At 73.7% G+C, this 17074-nt stretch carries 21 protein-coding genes; 9 read left to right on the forward strand and 12 right to left on the reverse strand.

The genetic code is table 11. The features are described 5' to 3' along the window. Positions 1-21 precede the first annotated feature (21 nt). The 3 genes from ASD33_RS05300 to ASD33_RS05310 form a co-directional block, all read right to left on the reverse strand. Positions 22-426 carry a hypothetical protein gene (locus ASD33_RS05300; RefSeq protein ID WP_056554121.1) on the reverse strand — a complete coding sequence of 135 codons (405 nt, stop codon included), beginning with the start codon at positions 424-426 and terminating at the stop codon, positions 22-24. Beyond that, positions 423-1079: a GNAT family N-acetyltransferase gene (locus tag ASD33_RS05305; RefSeq protein WP_079044570.1), complete on the reverse strand. Its 657-nt coding sequence runs from the start codon at positions 1077-1079 to the stop codon at positions 423-425. Before ASD33_RS05305 ends, ASD33_RS05300 begins: the two co-directional genes overlap by 4 nt. Positions 1080-1260: 181 nt before the next feature. Continuing rightward, on the reverse strand, positions 1261-2268 hold the full coding sequence (locus ASD33_RS05310; protein WP_056554125.1) for a helix-turn-helix domain-containing protein: 1008 nt from the start codon (positions 2266-2268) through the stop codon (positions 1261-1263). 189 nt (positions 2269-2457) lie between these two features. Between ASD33_RS05310 and ASD33_RS05315 the strand changes: the two genes are divergently transcribed. Then, complete coding sequence (locus ASD33_RS05315; RefSeq protein ID WP_056554128.1) at positions 2458-3000, forward strand: GNAT family protein; 543 nt, start codon at positions 2458-2460, stop codon at positions 2998-3000. A gap of 195 nt (positions 3001-3195) precedes the next feature. Continuing rightward, positions 3196-3825: a GNAT family N-acetyltransferase gene (locus ASD33_RS05320; RefSeq protein WP_079044571.1), complete on the forward strand. Its 630-nt coding sequence runs from the start codon at positions 3196-3198 to the stop codon at positions 3823-3825. Between the two features lie 72 nt (positions 3826-3897). On the opposite strand, the gene ASD33_RS05325 is transcribed toward ASD33_RS05320, so the two are convergent. Further along, positions 3898-4344, reverse strand: coding sequence for a DUF1772 domain-containing protein (locus ASD33_RS05325; protein WP_056554134.1), 447 nt, complete (start codon positions 4342-4344; stop codon positions 3898-3900). Between the two features lie 89 nt (positions 4345-4433). Between ASD33_RS05325 and ASD33_RS05330 the strand changes: the two genes are divergently transcribed. Continuing rightward, a complete protein-coding gene (locus ASD33_RS05330; protein WP_056554137.1) occupies positions 4434-5012 on the forward strand; it encodes a TetR/AcrR family transcriptional regulator in 579 nt (192 codons plus the stop codon). Positions 5013-5021: 9 nt separating this feature from the next. Here ASD33_RS05330 and ASD33_RS05335 read toward each other — a convergent pair whose 3' ends face one another. Then, on the reverse strand, positions 5022-5960 hold the full coding sequence (locus tag ASD33_RS05335; RefSeq protein ID WP_056554140.1) for a LysR family transcriptional regulator: 939 nt from the start codon (positions 5958-5960) through the stop codon (positions 5022-5024). A 71-nt stretch (positions 5961-6031) separates the two neighbouring features. Here ASD33_RS05335 and ASD33_RS05340 point away from each other — a divergent pair, with 71 nt between their 5' ends. The 5 genes from ASD33_RS05340 to ASD33_RS05360 all read left to right on the forward strand — a co-directional run bounded on the left by ASD33_RS05340 (position 6032) and on the right by ASD33_RS05360 (position 8832). Then, complete coding sequence (locus ASD33_RS05340) at positions 6032-6670, forward strand: maleylpyruvate isomerase family mycothiol-dependent enzyme (protein WP_056554143.1); 639 nt, start codon at positions 6032-6034, stop codon at positions 6668-6670. A gap of 171 nt (positions 6671-6841) precedes the next feature. After that, a complete protein-coding gene (locus ASD33_RS05345) occupies positions 6842-7210 on the forward strand; it encodes a hypothetical protein (RefSeq protein WP_056554146.1) in 369 nt (122 codons plus the stop codon). Between the two features lie 82 nt (positions 7211-7292). Continuing rightward, entirely contained in the window at positions 7293-7988 is a 696-nt protein-coding gene (locus ASD33_RS05350; protein ID WP_056554149.1) for a SigE family RNA polymerase sigma factor, read from the forward strand. Next, positions 7985-8350, forward strand: a complete 366-nt coding sequence (locus tag ASD33_RS34840) for a hypothetical protein (protein WP_056554152.1) — start codon at positions 7985-7987, stop codon at positions 8348-8350. Before ASD33_RS05350 ends, ASD33_RS34840 begins: the two co-directional genes overlap by 4 nt. Before the next feature lie 77 nt (positions 8351-8427). Continuing rightward, positions 8428-8832 (forward strand): hypothetical protein, encoded by a 405-nt coding sequence (locus ASD33_RS05360; protein WP_056554154.1) that lies wholly within the window; start codon positions 8428-8430, stop codon positions 8830-8832. A gap of 19 nt (positions 8833-8851) precedes the next feature. Here the strand turns inward: ASD33_RS05360 and ASD33_RS05365 are convergent, their stop codons facing one another. From ASD33_RS05365 to ASD33_RS05385, 5 genes are all read right to left on the reverse strand, one after another. Further along, positions 8852-9328, reverse strand: coding sequence for a hypothetical protein (locus ASD33_RS05365; RefSeq protein ID WP_056554158.1), 477 nt, complete (start codon positions 9326-9328; stop codon positions 8852-8854). Between the two features lie 120 nt (positions 9329-9448). Then, a complete protein-coding gene (locus tag ASD33_RS05370; protein ID WP_056554162.1) occupies positions 9449-9829 on the reverse strand; it encodes a hypothetical protein in 381 nt (126 codons plus the stop codon). A 121-nt stretch (positions 9830-9950) separates the two neighbouring features. Then, positions 9951-11597, reverse strand: a complete 1647-nt coding sequence (locus tag ASD33_RS05375) for a serine/threonine-protein kinase (RefSeq protein WP_056554165.1) — start codon at positions 11595-11597, stop codon at positions 9951-9953. Then, complete coding sequence (locus ASD33_RS05380) at positions 11594-12247, reverse strand: hypothetical protein (protein ID WP_063992043.1); 654 nt, start codon at positions 12245-12247, stop codon at positions 11594-11596. Before ASD33_RS05380 ends, ASD33_RS05375 begins: the two co-directional genes overlap by 4 nt. 61 nt (positions 12248-12308) lie before the next feature. Further along, positions 12309-14357: an N-6 DNA methylase gene (locus ASD33_RS05385; RefSeq protein WP_056554169.1), complete on the reverse strand. Its 2049-nt coding sequence runs from the start codon at positions 14355-14357 to the stop codon at positions 12309-12311. Between the two features lie 172 nt (positions 14358-14529). On the opposite strand from ASD33_RS05385, the gene ASD33_RS05390 reads away from it, so the two are divergent. Next, positions 14530-15237 (forward strand): hypothetical protein, encoded by a 708-nt coding sequence (locus tag ASD33_RS05390; RefSeq protein ID WP_056554172.1) that lies wholly within the window; start codon positions 14530-14532, stop codon positions 15235-15237. A 183-nt stretch (positions 15238-15420) separates the two neighbouring features. Here ASD33_RS05390 and ASD33_RS05395 read toward each other — a convergent pair whose 3' ends face one another. Both ASD33_RS05395 and ASD33_RS05400 read right to left on the reverse strand, forming a co-directional pair. Continuing rightward, complete coding sequence (locus ASD33_RS05395; protein WP_056554175.1) at positions 15421-16173, reverse strand: hypothetical protein; 753 nt, start codon at positions 16171-16173, stop codon at positions 15421-15423. A 60-nt stretch (positions 16174-16233) separates the two neighbouring features. After that, positions 16234-16920 carry an HNH endonuclease family protein gene (locus ASD33_RS05400; RefSeq protein WP_199863452.1) on the reverse strand — a complete coding sequence of 229 codons (687 nt, stop codon included), beginning with the start codon at positions 16918-16920 and terminating at the stop codon, positions 16234-16236. Positions 16921-17074 lie beyond the last annotated feature (154 nt).

The raw sequence follows: 17074 nt of genomic DNA on the forward strand, positions 1-17074 counted from the left end.
AACTGACCGGGCGCGGGAGCGTCAGGAGCGGCGGATCGCCTCGCTGACGGCCGCGCCGGTGGGAGCGACGACGAGCGCCTCCGCCCGGAGGGCCGGCGGCAGATGGCGCCGCTGGTCCTCGTGGAGGATCAGCGCGGCGCCGCCCACGGGCAGGATGACGGCCCCCAGCGTCTCGGCGAGCCGGGCGAGCACGTCGAGCACGGCGCCGTGCGAGAGGTGCGTCGCCGTCAGGGTCGCCGGTACGCCGGCCGCTCCGCCGCGGACGGAGAACTCCGCCGTGCCTCCGTCCTCCGCGCGGAGCAGGACGTCACCGAGGTCCGGCGTCCCCGCCACCACGTACGGCTCGACCAGCCGGCGGAACCGCTCGACGTCCAGCTCCGCGAGCTCGCCGTCCACGAACCGGAAGAGGAACGTCTCCGCGCTCACGGCCCCTCGGCCCCGGAGAACCCGGCGCGCCCCCGCGGGCCTTCGCCGTCCACCGGCGGGCGGTCCGGCACCGCCCGGTCCTCCCGCGAGAGGCGGAAGCGGACTTCGCCGTCCTGTTGTTCGGGCGTCGGGGTGAGGCCGGCCGATCGGGCCACCGCGGCCGAGGCCTCGTGGGCCGGGTGGATGTGAGCCACCACCGTTCGTACGCCGCCCCGCTCCGTCAGTGCCGTCACCAGGCCCCCGGCCGCCTCCCGGGCGATCCCCCGGCCCTGCCACTCCGTGCCGGTCACCCACGCCACCTCCGCGACCCGGCCGCCTTCCGTGAGGGTCGCCTGGACCGTGCCGGTCAGCCGGTCCTCTTCGCGGAGGCGGACCGCCCAGTTGCACCAGACCGTCGCCGGGTCCGGGGAGCCAGCGGTCAACCGCTCGTAGCGGGCCCGCAGTTCGGGTGCGGTGAGGGGCTCGCCGCCGATGAAGACGTGGAGGGCGGGGTCGGAGAGGACCTCCGCCATCTCGTCCGCGTGCGCGACGGTCAGCGGTTCGAGGTCGAGGCGGCGGGTGCGTATCGTCGCCGCCGCCACCCCGGCCGCGTCGTCCACCCCGGCCGTGTCGCCGGTGCCGGTCGCGTCGTCCCTGCCGGCCGCGTCGCTCATGTCTTCCCCGTCGTTCGCGCCGGTCCTCCGCGCAGGCGCCGGTCGGGCCCCAGTGGACCACGGCCTCACGCGCGGAGGTCCCAGACCCCCTGGTTGTTGCTCTTCCCGCCCATCGTGACCTCCCCCGTCGTCCCCTTGCCCGCTCCCGCCGGCTCCCGGTCAGGGAACCCGCCGCCCCAGCCTACGAATCCGCCACCCCACCCGGTGTGCGTGCAGCGCGGACCTCCTTGATCTTCCGCGCACGGAACTCGCTGGGACTCACCCCGTACGCCTCCCGGAACGCCCGGCTGAAGACCGCCGGACCGCTGAACCCCCGCCGCGCGGCGATGGCCTGCACCGGGTGCGCGAGGAGTTCGGGCCGGGCCAGGTCGTCACGGCACCGCTCCAGGCGGCGCCGCCGGATACGGGCCTGGACGGTCTCCCCCTCACCCCTGAAGAGCTGGTGGAGCGTGCGGACGGACAGGTTGTGGTGGGTGGCCACGACGACGGGCGTCAGTTCCGGGTCGCCGAGGTTGTACTCGATGAACGCGTGGATCCGGCGGAGCAGCGTCCGCGCCCGCACCTCGGCCGGCAGCTTCTCCCCGGCGCCCGAGTGCTGGGCGAGACAGGCCGCCGCGAGGTCCACCGCCGTGGCCCCGAGCCGGCTCAGCTCCTCGGGCGCGCACTCCCCGCCGTGCGTGACGAGCGACCGCAGGAAGTCGACGAGCACCGCCCCGATCCCGCTCCGCCCCGACATGCGCCGGGCGAGGACGCCGTCGAGCCGGTCGGTACGCAACGGCAGCGTGTCGCGCGGGAGCTGGAGGATGAGCAGCTGCCCGGGGTCGCCGTCGGAGACGTACCGCGCGTCGGAGGGCCGCGACGTGTCCCAGAAGACGAGGTCCCCGGCCTCGGCCTCGCAGTCGTTGCCGCGCTGGGAGAGCGTCATCGCCCCTCGGGTCACCAGCCCGAGCTGGTACTGCTCGGGGTCGCCGCGCCGGATGAGCGCCGGGGTGCGCTGCGAACGCAGCGGGGAGTACGCGACCTTGGACACCTGGAGCCCGCCGAGGTCGAGCAGGGAGACGTCCGCGGTGAACTCGGCGGGCCGCTCGCTGGTCAGCGCGGTGGGCATGACCTCCCGGGAGATCATGTCCGCGAACCATTCGAACCGCTCCCCGTCGGGCAGGTCGCCCGACGACACCACTGACCACATCGCGCGCTCCCCCGGGGCCTACTTGTTGCCGGTGGCCAGAATGCAGTGACCGGTTCCCGATCGCGACAGGGTTCCCGCACTCTGCGTGGCGCTCGTACAAGTCCGGGGGCCGCGGTCCGCATTCCCCGGCCCGTACCCACGGGCGAAATCGGTTTGCCGTCGGCCGTCGGCGTCGGATAGGAAACCAGCATGCTGAGGGGCGAGAGGGTCGGGCTGCGGGCCCGCCACGACGACGACATCCCGGTTCTGCGGACCGAGCTCTACGACGACGTGGTCAACTCCGCGCGGGCCGAGGGCGGCCCGTGGCGGCCGATCACGCCCGGCTCGCAGGACCGGCGGCTCGTGGTGGACGAGACGAATCAGTCGACCGTCTCGTTCTCCGTGGTCGACCTGGAGAGCGGCGAGCTGGTCGGCAGCGCGAACCTGTGGGGCATCGACACCCACAACCGCTGCGGGCACATCGGCCTCGGGCTGCTGCCGGCCGCGCGCGGCAAGGGGTACGGCACCGACGTGGTGGCGACCCTGTGCCACTACGGTTTCGTCGTACGGGGCCTGCACCGGCTGCAGATCGAGACGCTGGCGGACAACACCGCGATGCTGCGTTCCGCCGAGAGCAACGGCTTCGTCCGCGAGGGCGTGCTGCGGTCCTCGGCGTGGGTGCTGGGCGAGTTCCTGGACGAGGTGCTGCTCGGGCTCCTGGCCGAGGACTGGAAGCCGGACGCGAGGGCCTAGGGGCCTGTCTTTCGGATCATGCCGGGCTCGCGGGGCCTGGCACGCACGCTCGCCGCGTTGTCGTCGGTCGCCAACTCCCCCAGCTACCGCCGGGAGGTGCCCCCACCGCGTTGACTCCCTCCTCCGCCTTGCGATCGCACGCACCAGGCCCCGCTCCCTGATCCGGCCTGATCCAAAAGAAAGGCCCTAGCCGCGATGCCCGCCGAACCTGCCGTACCGCCCGGACCGCCCGGACCCGCCGTACCGCCCGTACCCGCCGCGTCTCCCCCGCCGCCCGTGCCCGCCCCGTCGTCCCGGGTCGAGCTGAGCCCGCTCACCTTCGACGACCAGGACGAGTTCTGCGCGCTGGTGAGGGCCAGTACCGAGCTGCACGGGCCGTGGATGCAACTGCCCACGACGCCGGAGAAGTTCCGCGGCTGGATGGAACGCTTCCGCGACGGCTCGACCCTGGGCTTCCTGGTACGTGTCCGGGAGACCGGCGCGGCCGCCGGCATGGTCAACATCAACTCGATCATCAGGGGCCGCTACCAGGGCGCGTCCCTCGGCTACGCGGCCTTCGCCCCGTCCGCGGGGCGGGGCTACATGACGGAAGGCGTCGCCGCCACGGTGGACCACGCCTTCACCGGCCTGCGGCTCCACCGCCTGGAAGCGAACATCCAGCCGGCCAACGAGGCGTCCCTGTCCCTGGTCCGGCGCCTGGGCTTCCACTACGAGGGCCTGTCGCCCGCGTACCTCTTCATCGACGGCGCCTGGCGCGACCACGAACGCTGGGCCGTCACCGCGCCGTCCCCCTGGACCCCGGACCCTTCCCTTCCCGAGGTCTAGGGCCTGCCGGACGGGCCTCGGTCCGTCGGACGGGCGCGGGCGGGCCCGGGGCGCGGGCCGGTCCGCACGGGGTCAGACGAGGGCGGCGACCAGGCAGGCGAAGGCGCCGATGATGACGGCGACGCGGGCGTAGTGCCAGCGGATCCAGCGGTCCTTCCCCTCCTCCCAGCCCTCGGTCCGGTTCTCGGGGGTCCACGTCTTGTTCCGGTTGTTGATCGGGACGAGCAGCAGGACGGACATGAGCACGCTCAGGAGCAGCAGCGCGCCGGAGGCGACGACGAGGCGGGTGCCGTGGTCGTGCCACCCGAGGGCGGCCCAGACGGCGACGAGGACGAGCGAGCCGATGTACCAGAAGGGCATCACGGCGCCGAGCATCCGGCCCCCGTGGGCGTGACCGAGCTGGCGGCTGTCCCCGGGGAGCGCGTCGAGGATCGGGTTCATGACGAAGGCGACGGAGAACTCCACCCCCACCATGACGCCGACGGCGACGGTGGTGACGACCTGAAGCGTGCTGAGCATGACTGACCCCCGAGATCTAGTGGCGCTAGCTGTTGAGGCAACGCTAGTACTACTGCCGCTTGATTGTCTAGCGGTGCTAGCATCGAGTCATGTCGGTACAGGAACGCAAGCAGCGCGAACGGGCGGACCGCGAGCGCCTCATCGTGGCGACGGCCCGTGAACTCGCCGAACTGCACGGCTGGGACGCGGTCACCACCCGCCGCCTCGCCGAGCGCATCGAGTACAGCCAGCCCGTCCTCTACAGCCACTTCCGCGGCAAGCGCGAGATCATCGGCGCGGTCGCCCTCCAGGGCGCCACCGAGATGGCCCGGGCGGTACGGGCCGCGACCGCCGCCGCGGACGGCCCGCGCGAACGGGTCGCCGCACTCGCCCGCACCTACCTCGACTTCGCCGCGCGCAACCCCGCCGTCTACGACGCCCTCTTCCAGCTCGACGGCGGCCTCGCCTACGCGCGGGAGGACACCCCTGCCCCCCTCAAGGACGCCTTCGCCGCCCTGATGGAGGCCCTCGACGGGGCCGCCGGGGAGGGCGTCCACCCGGGACTGTTCACCGAGACCTTCTGGGCGGCCCTGCACGGGATCGCGACCCTCACCCGAGCCGGCCGGCTCCCCCCGGAGGACACCGAACAGCGCCTGGAACTCCTCGTCGACCGCCTCGCCGTCACCTGAGGCAAAGACCTACCCCCAGGAAGCTCCCTCCGCTGCCGCGAACGCCTCCCTGAGGCGGCTCAGGAGTGCCCCCGACGCCGGGGCCGTCGGGCCGTCCGTGCGCCAGGCCAGGGCGATACGGGCCCGGGGCTGCGGGTCCTCGAAGCGCAGGACCCGCAGCCCGAGACCCTCCGCCACACCGTCCGCGAGCCTCGGCACCGCCGCCACCCCCAGGCCTCGCGCGGCGAGCTGCGCGAGAAGGCGCGGGTCGGCCGCCTCGAAGACCACCCGGGGCCGGAACCCGGCGCGGGCGCAGGACCGTTCGAGCACCCCGCGCGTCCCCGTCCCGCGCGGCAGGCAGATCAGCGGAAGACCGCGGAGCGCCGCGACACCGATCACCCCTCCGGAGTCCCGCGCCAGCGGGTCCTCCGCCGCCACGGCGGCCACCAGCGGCTCGTCGATCAGGACGTGCAGCGAGACGCCCGCCGGAGGCTCGTCGTCGGGGAGGCCGACGAGGGCGATGTCCAGCTCACCGTTCTGGAGCGCCGCGAGCATCCGCTCGGACGCCGCCTCCGTCAACGTGACCTCGATGCGCGGGTGACGGCGGTGGAAGTCGGCGAGCACGGCGGCCAGATCGAAGGCGTGGGCCGGGACGGCGGAGACCGCCACGCCCGCCGCCACCCCGATCGTCACCCGCCCGCGCAGGAGTCCGCCGAACTCGTCCGCCACCTGCCGTACGCCTTCGACGGCGGCCAGCGCGGCCCGCGCGTACGGCAGCAGGGCCTCCCCCACCTCCGTCGGCGTCACCGTCCCGCCGGAGCGGTCCAGGAGCCGCTGGCCCAGCTCCCGTTCCAGTTGCCGGATCTGGGCGCTGACGCCCGGCTGCGCCAGGTGCAGCCGGGCCGCCGCGCGCGTGAAGCCGGCCTCCTCCACCACCGCGACGAAGTACCGCAACTGCCGAAGCTCCATAACCACTGATTCTAGGAAACAGAACAACTGGCTCTTGGACTTATGACCCCGGCCGCGACCACCCTGGACACATGGGACACACCACACGCACCCCGGAGTCGTTGACGGAGTCGATCGCGGCCGAACGCCGCGAACTGGCCGACCTGCTGGACGCCCTGCCCGCCGAGGCGTGGGACGCGCCCACCCTGTGCGGGGACTGGCGGGTGCGGGAGGTCGCGGCCCATATGTCGCTGGGGTTCCGGTACTCCCTGCCGAAGGTCGCCCTGGAGCTCCTCCGGGCGGGCGGGCGGCTGCACCGGATGACGGACCGGTGCGCGCGCAGGGACGCGGCGTCGCTCCCGCCGCGCGCGCTCGCCGCCGCGCTCCGGGACAACGCCCTTCACCCGTGGACGCCGCCGGTCGGGGGCCGGGTGGCGGCCCTCGGGCACGACGTCGTCCACGGTCTCGACATCTCGGTCGCCCTGGACCTCGGCCGCCGGGTCCCGGAGGACCGGATCCGGGTCCTCCTCGACGCGGTCGACCGGCGCACGGTCCGCTTCTTCGGCGCGCACCTCGACGGCGTACGGCTCGAAGCGACCGACACCGACTGGTCCTTCGGCACCGGGTCCCCGCTCACGGGCACCGGCCAGGACCTGCTGCTCCTCGCGTACGGCAGGAGGCTCCCGGCGGGCCGGACGAACGGCGAGCACGCGGGACGGTTCAGCGGGTGAGGGCCGGGCGGCGACCGGGTGCCGGGGCGCTCGGATCAGGGCACCCGAAGCCCGCGGAAAGTTTTCCGGAGCAGGTCGCAACCTCGGGGGGCGACGCACGTCTGGTGGTGTGAAGGCGCCCTTCAGCTGATCCACCAGACCGTGTTTCCGTCCCACTCTTCGGGAGATCCCATGTCCGTCCACTCCAAGCGGAACGTCCGCCGCCCCCGGATCCTGGGCGTCGTCGCCGGTGCCGCGCTGCTCCTCGGCGGCGGTTTCGCCGCGCAGGCCGTCGCCGACTCCGGCGCGAAGCCCGCCCCGGCCCCCGCACCCGTCCCGGCCACCGCGCCCGACGCCGCCCCGGCCGTGGCGAAGCCGGGTGCGGCGACGCCCGCGCCCGCGCCGGCCGTGGCGAAGCCCGGTACCGCCGTGCCCGCGCCGAAGCCCGCCCCCGCGAAGGGGACCGCGGCGCCCGTCTCCACCGCCACCCCCGCCCCGGTGCCCGCCCCGGCCGAGGCCGCGCCCCGGGTGATCTCGCCCGGCACCGGCGCCGGGAAGTAACGGCGAGCGGTAACGCCACCGGGGTGGCGGGACGGGCCCGGTCCCGTCCCGCCACCCCTCCCGCGACGGAACGACCGAGGACGTGCAGGTGTCGTACGCCATATCCAGCCCCCGCCCCCGCCCCGGCCCCGCGCCGTCGGCCTGGTGGTCGCGGCTGCTCGCCCGGGTGTCCCGGGCGGCCGACGAGGCGCCGGTACGGGGGCGGGAGCGCGGGCGCCGTCTCCGGGCGGTCGGACCGTCGTACGCGGACGAGGTGGCGCACGGCCCCGGGTCGCCGTCGCGCCACGAGCCGCCGCCGACCCTCACCGAGCTGTACCTGGCGCGGCGGCTCGACATGGTGCGGCTCGCGCTGTTCCTGGTGGACGACCTGCACACGGCGGAGGACGTGGTCCAGGACGCGTTCGCCGCGCTGTGCCGCACGCACGGCACGTCGCTCGGGGGGCTCGACGACCCGGGGGCGTACCTGCACACCGCCGTGGTGAACGCCGCCCGTTCCGTACTGCGCCGGCGCCGCACCGCGCGCGCGTACATCCCGCCGCACCCGGGAGTGGGGGCGCCGGTCGACGAGGGGCTGCTGCTCGCGGAGGAGCACCGGCACGTGCTCGACGCCCTCGCGCAGCTGACCCGGCGGCAGCGCGAGGTGCTCGTGCTGCGTTACTGGTCGGAGCTGACCGAGGCACAGATCGCGCGGACGCTGGGACTCTCGTGCGGCACGGTCAAGTCGACCGCGAGCCGGGCGCTCGACGCGCTGGAGAAGAAGCTGGAGGCGGGCCGATGAGACCGCAGACACCGTCCGCCGGGGACCACGGCTCCCCCGTCGAGGAGCGGCTGCGCGCCGCGCTGGCCGCGCGCGCGGCCCTCGTCACGTACCGCGAACTGCGCCGCGACGAGCCGCCGCAGGGGCGCGCCTGGGGAACGCGCCGGGTCCGGGGACTCGCCTTCGCGGGCCTCGGGGCGGCGGCGGCCGTGGCCGCGGCGTACCTGCTGGGGTCGTCCCCCGGCGGTGCGCTGAACCCGGCTCCGGAACCGCCCGCCCGCCCGCCGGGCGTGGTCATCCACCCGAAGCCCGAGACGACCCCCCTCCCGACCCCGGGCCCGGTCGGCCCGTCGGTGAAGACGGACGCCGCCCCGTCGCGTTAGGGCCTGTCGTACTGCGGGGGCGGCCACGGGGCCCGTTCCCGGGGCCGGTTGTCGTACCCCCTCCGTACGCTCGGGCCATGAGCGTCTCCCTCTACTACTCCGCGGACCGGGCGTTGCCGCTGTCGGCCGCCGAGACGGCCGCCGTCGAGAGCATCGTCGCCGCGCACATCTCGTCGTTCCCGTACGAGGACACCGAAAGCCTCTCGCTGTACGAGAACGACGGCAGCGAGCCCGGCCGGATCCTGGCCGGGTCGACGAAGCTGCCGCTGGATCCCGGGCGGTTGATGCCGGTGATGATCCACGTCCTGGACTCCGTCAGCGACCTGCGCCGCGCGCTGCCGGGCGCGGAGTGGCACGTCCACATGGACGACCTCGACGTCCCCTGGGACGCGTCCGAGGGCTACGGCTTCCCGGGCATGCGCGACCCGGCCCTCGCGGCGGAACTGGACCGCGCGTCGGAGTGGGACCCGGATTCGGCGTGACGTCACCGGCCGTTCGGGATCAGGTGTCGTACTCGCCGTCCCAGGGAGCGGAGAAACCGAGCCCGTCGGGGTAGAGCTCGACCCACACGTCGGGCACCTCCTCACCCTCTTCGTTCTCGCGGCCCTCCACGACCAGGCCGAACCGCACTCCCTCGTATTCCAAGGTGAACGGCGCGACGGCGATGTCCTGGTACTGCCGCTCCGGCAGCGCGTCCAGCCATGCGTCGAGGAGCCGGGTCGCGGCGTCGACGACGCTTCTCTCGCCGTCCGCCGTCGTGCCGGTGAACTCGATGCGCGAGTCCAGGTGCCGGCCCGCCCCGTCGAACCGGTGGAGCACCGCGCACCAACGCCTGTGCTTCTCCCAGTCGCCACCGGTCCAGCCCTCCGAGAAGGCCCCGGTGACCGAGGCGAAGAACTGGCCGCCGCTCCACCGCCCGATGGTGCTCGTGCGGTAGTCGGGCTCGTGCTTGATCGGAATGACCTCGGGGACGCTCATGGCCGAACCGTAGGCGTCACCTCTGACAACGGCCCTCCGTCGGCCGGAGGGGCCCCGGGAACGGAGGAAGGGCCGGAACCCTGGGGTTCCGGCCCTTCCTCTACTGGTTCTCGCGCGCGATTACTTCGCGGCGACCTCTTCCAGGCAGAGGACGAACTTGTCCGAGTCCAGCTGCTGCGCCAGCGCGGAGAGCTGGTCGCCGCACTGGTTCACGTCGAAGGTGTTGTCGATGACCTTGACGACCTTGAACAGGTCCGCCTTGCCGGAGGAGCAGTCCGTCGTGTCGACCTTCGGGTCGTTGTCGGGACCGGTCACGGTCACGCACTCGCCGGCCTTGGCGTGGACCGGGGCGTCGCCGGTCAGGTAGGGCAGGCCCAGCTTCACGGCCACGGCCAGGACGATCGCGATGACGACTCCGCCGACCTTCTTCAGGAGGGCGCTGCCCTTCTTCGCGGGAGCGGCGGGCTGCTCGGGGGTGAAGGGCGCGGAAGGCGTCGTCATGAGGGATTCCTTGGGGACGCGGACATGATCAGACGCGAACGTTACATGTGCCAAAACAGGCAAAAAGGATCAGGAAGATCCACTTCTCGATCAGATGCCGAGTCGTGACCCTGGCATCACGTCAGGAACGCGGCCCCAGCTGCCTCTGGTGCTCCAGAACCCGCCTCAACTCCACCGGAAGCGGGTGATACGGGCCATACGCGCGCTCCGCGTCGAACAGGAGCCGCTGGAGCTGGTCCTGCCCCTCCCCGTGCTCGCCCGTCGCCACGAGCAGCAGCCCCACCCGCTGCCGGATGTCGAAGGCGCGGGCCGGATCCCCGTCCCGCTCGAAGTACGGCAGCACCGCGCGGAACTCCGCCAGCGCCTCCGCCGTCTCCCCCAGCTGCTCCAGACACAACGCCGCGTCATAACGGAATTGAAGAACCTGCGGATCCGCCGGGCCCGCCTCCGCCTCACGGTCCGCCGCCAGCCGCCGCAGTTCCGGCAGCGCGCGCCCGTACCGGCCGTCGTCCATCAGCGTCGACGCGTACTGCTTGCGCAGGATGCGGACGACCGGCGACCGTTCCCCGTGCTCCGCCTCGGCCGTGGGCAGGATGCCGCCGAGGATGTCCACGGCCTGGGTCAGCGAGCCCTCCCCCAGCAGCCGCTTCACCTCGTCGACGGCGGCCGCCACATCGGTGGCACCCGGGGGGTGCGGGGCTGCGGCCGTCGGCGTCTGCGTCTGCGCCGGCGCCGGTACCTGCGTCCACGCCGGAGGTGCCTGAGCCGGCACCGGGCCCGCCTGCGACCCGTACGCCCTCGGGTCCGCCGGTGCGACGGCCCGCGAGTTCGGGGGCGCCTGCGGCGCACGCGCCGTCGGCCGGTCCGGCCACGGCGCGTGCGGGCGGAGGAACGGCCGGGTCGGGTCCATCGGCCCCACCGGGGCCCCGCGCGCGGGCAGCAGCGGCGCCAGGTGCTCGTACACCTCGTGCGCGCCGGACGGCCGTTCCCTCGGGTCCTTGGCCAACAGACGCAGGACCAGCGCTTCGAGGACCTCCGGGACCTCGGGCCGCAGCCGGCGGAGCGGCAGGGGCGGCTCGTACAGATGGCGGTGGAGCACGCCCAGCGCGGTGGACCCGGCGAACGGCACGTTCCCGCTGAGGAGTTCGTGCAGGAGGACGCCGAGCGCGTACAGGTCGGTGGACGGGCCCACGGCGCCGCCCATGGCCTGCTCGGGCGCCATGTAGGCCGGGCTGCCGATGGGGGAACCGGTGTGGGTGAGGCGGGTGGTGTCGGAGTCGAGGACGGAGGCGACACCGAGGTCGAGGACGACGACCGCGCCGTCGTGCCGGACCACCACGTTCCGCGGCTTGAGGTCCCGGTGCACGATCGGCACCGCGTGCACGGCGGCCAGCACCCCGCACAGCTGGGCGGCGACGCAGACCGCCCACTCCCACGGGTACGGATCGTGCTCGGCGAGGTGGTCGGCGAGGTCCGCGCCCTCCACGTACTGCATGACGAGGTACAGGTCCTCGCCCTCGCTGCCCGCGTCGTGCACGGTGACCAGTCCGGGATGACCGACCTGCGCGGTCACCCGGCACTCCCGCACGAAGCGGCGCCGCAGCTCGTCGGCGGCGGTCTCCGGGCCGGACAGGGTGGCCGGGCGGAGCAGCTTCACCGCGACCCGGCGGTCGAGCCGTCCGTCGTAGGCCGTCCAGACCTGGCCCATGCCGCCCTGCCCGATGAGGTTGGCCAGCTCGTAACGGCCGCCGATGACCCGGCCGTTCACTTCTCCCCCTCCTTGCGGAGGAGATCGCTCAGCTCGTCGAGTTCGGCCCGGACCTGGTCGATGCGGGGCGGATGCGGGGGCAGGGGCGCCTGGTTCGCGGGGACCGTGCCCTGCGTCCCGGGCAGCGGGCCGTGGTTCGCGGGGAGCGGCGGGGCGCAGGTGTACGGGTTGGGGGCGCCGTCGAGGTCCGGTCGCGGGGCGACGGCGGGCGGGGTGCCCGGCGTGCCCGGCGCGTAGACGTGCCCCATCGGGAGGTACGGCGGCGGGGGCGGGGCCATGACCACGATCGGCGCCGGCTGGTGGTGGCGGATGTCGACCACCAGGAAGTAGCCGGTCACCAGGGCCATCTGGACGAGCAGGACCACCATGCCGGCGTTGTTCATCCAGGTGCCCGCGAACCGCTCCTCCAGCGGCACCACGCAGCCGATGTTCAGGACCAGTTGGGCCCAGAAGAGCGCCCAGTCGCGCCCCGAGCGGCGCATGATCGCGATCCGGAGCATGGCGACCCACGCGAGGAAGCCCAGGGACAGCAGGACCAGGACCGTGATCAGCACACGGACCGTGATCGTGGCCGCCGAAGGGCCGCCCGCACGCGCGGGCGTGGGTGCCCCGGTGGGCGTGGGTGCGGGTGTGGGCACCTGACCGTACATGCGAACGCTCCCCCAGAACGGATGATCACCCGATGATCCGGCTATGAGGGTATGCCGGTCTTCACTCCGGCTCCACACTTCCGTCGGCGAGACCGTCGTACAGCCCCTGCACCAGCTGTTCGCCGAGCCGCGACGCCAGTCGCAGCGCCTCCTCGAACTCCGCGAGCGACTTGAAGTGGGCGCCGTGGCGGCGCTGGTCCGTGAGGGGCAGCCGGGGCAGCTGGAGGCGTCGCACGTCGAGCCGGGTCGCGGTCGAGGCGAAGCTGCTCGCCTGCCGGTTGTTGGCGGTGCCCCGCAGGAAGCCGGCGAGGAACCAGGGGTCGAGGGCGGCCGGGGCTGGACGCAGCAGCTGGAGGTTCCGCCCGAGGGCGGCGCCGGCCGTGGCGGCGTCCACCACCCGGGCGACGGAGCCGCCGCCGAGGACGGGGACGACGACGTCGCCCTCGGCGACGAGGACCGGCTCCTCGGCGGGGGCGCCGGCCGGCAGGGTGCCGGAGGGCGCGCCGCCGGACAGGACGTCGTGCTCGGTGAGGACCGGGACGACGGTGTCCCCGGCCGGTGCGGTGCCCGAGCCGCCGGTACGGAGCTGGAGGGCGCCGGTGCGGGCGAGTTCGCCGACGGTCGTGAGGGGGCGGGGCCCGGGGCGCGCGGGGACCGGGGTCGGAGCGAGGCCCTGGGTGCGGCGCAGGGACTCGTCCAGGCGGTCGCGCACGGCGGCGAGTTCGGGTGCGGTGCCGCCGGCGGCGGGGGCCGTGAGGTAGCGGGCGGGCGCGAGGTCGACCTCGTCGTCGAGGAGTTCGACGACGGGGACGGCGCGGGCCACGGACTCGTCCCCGCCGCGGCCCGCCCAGGCGTCGAGCACCGTGTTCCGCAGGGCGGTCCAGGGGAGCTTGTCGCGGCCGGCGTCGGGGACGAGCCCGGCGGTGTCCACGAACAGGGTCTCCGCCGGGGGCCGCTGGTCGGCGCCCGGCCGGACGAGGACCCAGAGGTGGAGCGGGATGCCGTACGGGGGCGCGGCCCCGGCGGGCAGGGCCACGACCGCGCGGAGCGCGCCGCGGCGCAGCAGGTCGGCGCGGATGCGGCGGCCGGAGCGGCGGGAGGCCACGGCGGGCGGCATGAGGAGGACGGCGGTGCCGCCGTCGCGGAGGCGCGCGAGGGCGTGCTGCACCCAGGCCAGCTCGGATTCCGTGCGGGCCGGGAAGCCGTACTCCCAGCGGGGGTCGTAGGCGAGTTCGTCGTGGCCCCAGGTCCGTTCGTTGAACGGGGGGTGGCAGAGGACCGCGTCGGCCACGAGGGCGGGGAAGGCGTCGGCTCGGAGGGTGTCGGCGGCGGCGGCCCGGATGTCGGCGTCGCCGTGGAGGGCGAGCCGGAGGGCGGAGAGGGCGGCCAGGTCGCGGTCGGTGTCCTGGGCGTAGAGCGCGGTGGGGTACGGGACGGCGCGGAGCAGGCCGCCGGTGCCGGAGGCGGGGTCGAGGACGGTGGCGGGGGGCCGGCCCTCGGGTGCGGCGGCGACGGCGAGGGCCGCCATCAGCTCGGCGAGCGGGGGCGGGGTCAGCGTGTACTGGCGCGGGTTGGCGTCCAGGTGGCGGCCGAGCAGGAACTCGAAGGCCTGGCGGGCGCCGCCCAGCTCGACGGCGAGCTCGACGGCGGCGCGGAGCAGGGGGACGGCGGTGGCCGTCTCGGCCGGGGTGGGGGTGTGCACGGCTCTCGGTGCGCCGAAGCGGACGGTGAGCACCTCTTCGAAGACGTCGGGCAGGACTTCGGCGAGGCGGGCGTCGGGCAGGGCGGCCAGTTCGGTCCAGGCGCCGGGGCGCGCGCGGAGGAGGAGCAGGACGCAGCCGGCCTGTACGAGGCCGGCGACGGTGCCTGCGGGGTGGCCGGCGAGCTGTTGCCAGACACGCTCGCGGAGCGGGACCTCGGCGAGTTTCCCCTGGTCGCGGAGCCATCGCTCGACGTCGGTGAGGGAGAAGGACGGGCTGGTCTCGGTCCCGCCGACGGGCTTGGGGAAGTCGGCGTGGCGGCGGCGCCAGTTACTGACGGCGGCCCTGCCGACGCCCGCGAGCCGGGCGATGCCGGCGGCGGTGACCTCTGTCGTGCTCTCTTCGGGCACCTGTCCGTCTCCCCTCGTACGTGTGTGAACACAGCGAGCATAGCGCCCGCACCCGTTCACGGCGTGAGCGAATCCATTTCCTGTGAACCCTGTTGACTCGGTTCACAGGTTCTGCTGTGATTACTCCATCGGAACACGAAGTCCCCACAGCGCCACGGAAGGTGCCACAGCCATGTCTCAGCAGCAGCAGCGCAACTGGTTCGCCCGCCACAAGGTCCTCACCGCCGCCGGCGCGGTCGTCGCGGTCATCGCCATCGGCGCGGCGATGGGCGGGGGCGGCGACGGCGGCTCCCCCAAGGCGGGCGACAAGAAGGAGCAGCCCGCGAAGCAGGGCGGCGACAAGAAGGCCCCCGAGTCCAAGGCCCCCGCCGGGAAGAAGGTCGTCACGATCGACGGCGACGGCGACTTCGAGGTGGGCACGGACGCCAAGCCCGGCCTCTACCGCTCCACGGGCAACAAGGACGCGGGGTGCTATTGGGAGCGCGCCAAGAACGCCTCCGGGGACACGGACTCGATCCTGGCCAACGACAACGTGACGGGCACGGGCTACGTCGAGATCAAGGCCACGGACAAGCTCTTCAAGTCCTCCGGCTGCGGGAAGTGGGAGGCCGTCGACGCCAAGGCGACGGGCACCCCCAAGGCCACGCTCAAGGGCGACGGAGGCATGTTCAAGGTGGGCGTCGACATCGCCCCCGGCACGTACAAGTCGACGGGGAACAAGGACGCGGAGTGCTACTGGGAGCGGTCGAAGGACGCGAGCCACAGCACGGACGCGATCCTCGCCAACGACAACGTCACGGGCACGGCCATCGTGAAGGTCACCGCCTCGGACGGCTACTTCAAGTCCTCGGGCTGCGGCGACTGGACGAAGACGGCCTGACCCGAAGGCCCGAGCGGCCTGAGCAGCCCGACCGGCCCGACTGGCACGACCGGCCTGAGCAGCCCGACCGGTCCGAGCCGGGAAGGTACGGCCCGGCCCGGAAGGCCCTGGGCCGGAGACGACCGGAGGCCGCGGCCCGGAAGGGCAGCGGCCTCGGCGGCGGGCGTCCGGACCACCGGTCCGCTACGGGACCAGGCGGTGCCGGACCCAGACGTTGGGCTCGACGTAGACCGCGTAGCCACGAGTGGCCTCGCAGTGGACGGGGACGAGGGCGCCCTCGACCTCCACCGGACCGTCGGTGTCGAAGGGAAGACCGGTCCACTTCCGCCACTGCTCGACGGAGCCGGCGACGGTCATCGACGCCGGGGCCACCGCCTCGACCACACCGCCCGCGCGCACATGGACACGGAGCCACGCGTCGTGCGGCAGGCCGTCGGCCTCACGGGTGCGGAAGGCGTACTCGTGGATGGAGGCCTCGGCCTCCAGGTGCTTGCCGTTGGGGCGGACCGGGGCGACCAGCTCGGAGAAACCGTGCGCGGCGACGTTCTCCCGCATCGCGGCCAGCATCCGGTGCGAGATGCCCTGGCCGAGGGCGCTCGTGTCGACGGTGATCTCGATCGCGCTGACCGTGTCGGCCTCCCGGCCGTGCTTCAGGTCCGAGAACGCCCAGAGCAGGACCTCGTCCCAGCCGCGGGCCGGCAGCTCACGGCGGCCGTCCACGTCCAGGCGGAAGGGCACGCTGAAACCACGCGCGACGACCTTGCCCTCGGCGTCGGTGGCGACGAGGACGTACTCCGGCAGCTGACGGACGATCTGCCCGATGTTCGCCCAGCCCACCGGGTCGTACATCATGAACTCGGGCCAGAGGTCGCGCATACCCCACATCGGCCCTTCCAGTTCGGGGCGCTCGGCAAGGGTCGTGATGTTCAGGTCCATGACGGCAGGCTAAAGATCGTTTTCCGGTTGCTCAAACGTTTTTTCGGATAGGTCGGCACCTTACGGAAGTTTCTGCTGCGGGCATCCGGCGAGGACCTTCTTCATCGCGTCCCGCTCCCCGCCCGTCACCCACACGCCGTACTTCTTCTTCACCGCGACCTGCCGGGCCACATAGGTGCAGCGGTACGCCCGGTTCGGCGGCAGCCAGGTCGCCGCGTCCCCGTCGGACTTGCGGCGGTTCGTGGCCGCGTCGACGGCGAGCAGGTTGAGCGGGTCGTTGGCGAAGCGGCGGCGGGTCTCCCCGTCCCACTTCTGCGCGCCCTTCTGCCAGGCGTCGGAGAGCGCCACGACATGGTCGATGTCGACCTTGCTGCGCCCCCGGACGTAGGAGACGGTGGTCCCGGTGTACGGGTCGTCGGTGAGGGTTCCCGAGGCGACCTTGCAGTGGCCGTCCGTGAACCGGACGCCGGCCAGATCGCGTTTGAGTATGTCGTCACGGGTGCCGCAGCCGTTGCCGTCGACGTCCACCCAGGCGCGGCCGAACTTCTCCCGCTCGTACCCCGTCTTCGGTGCGCGGCCCTTGACGGTGAGCGTGTCCACGGCGGCGAGGGCGGTACCGCGCGCGGCGGGCTTCCCGGCGGATCCGCCACCGGACTCCGGGGTGTCAGCTCCGGGCGAGCAGGCGGTGGTTACGAGTGCGGCGACGGCAAGTGCCGAGGCGGCCAGGGTCCTTCGATACGTCAGCACCCTGGAATCCTAGGCCGGACGGCGACGGGCCCTTCGTACCCTTGGTCCCGAAACGGACGGGTCCAAGGCCCCGCCGGGCGGGCGCGAGGAGGCGCCGGGGTTCCGGCCCGCCGACCCTCCCGGCCCCGCCGGGGTTCCGCCCCACCCCCTCCCC

Origin of the sequence: Streptomyces sp. Root1304 (assembly GCF_001426405.1) — a bacterium.
Lineage (GTDB): Bacteria > Actinomycetota > Actinomycetes > Streptomycetales > Streptomycetaceae > Streptomyces.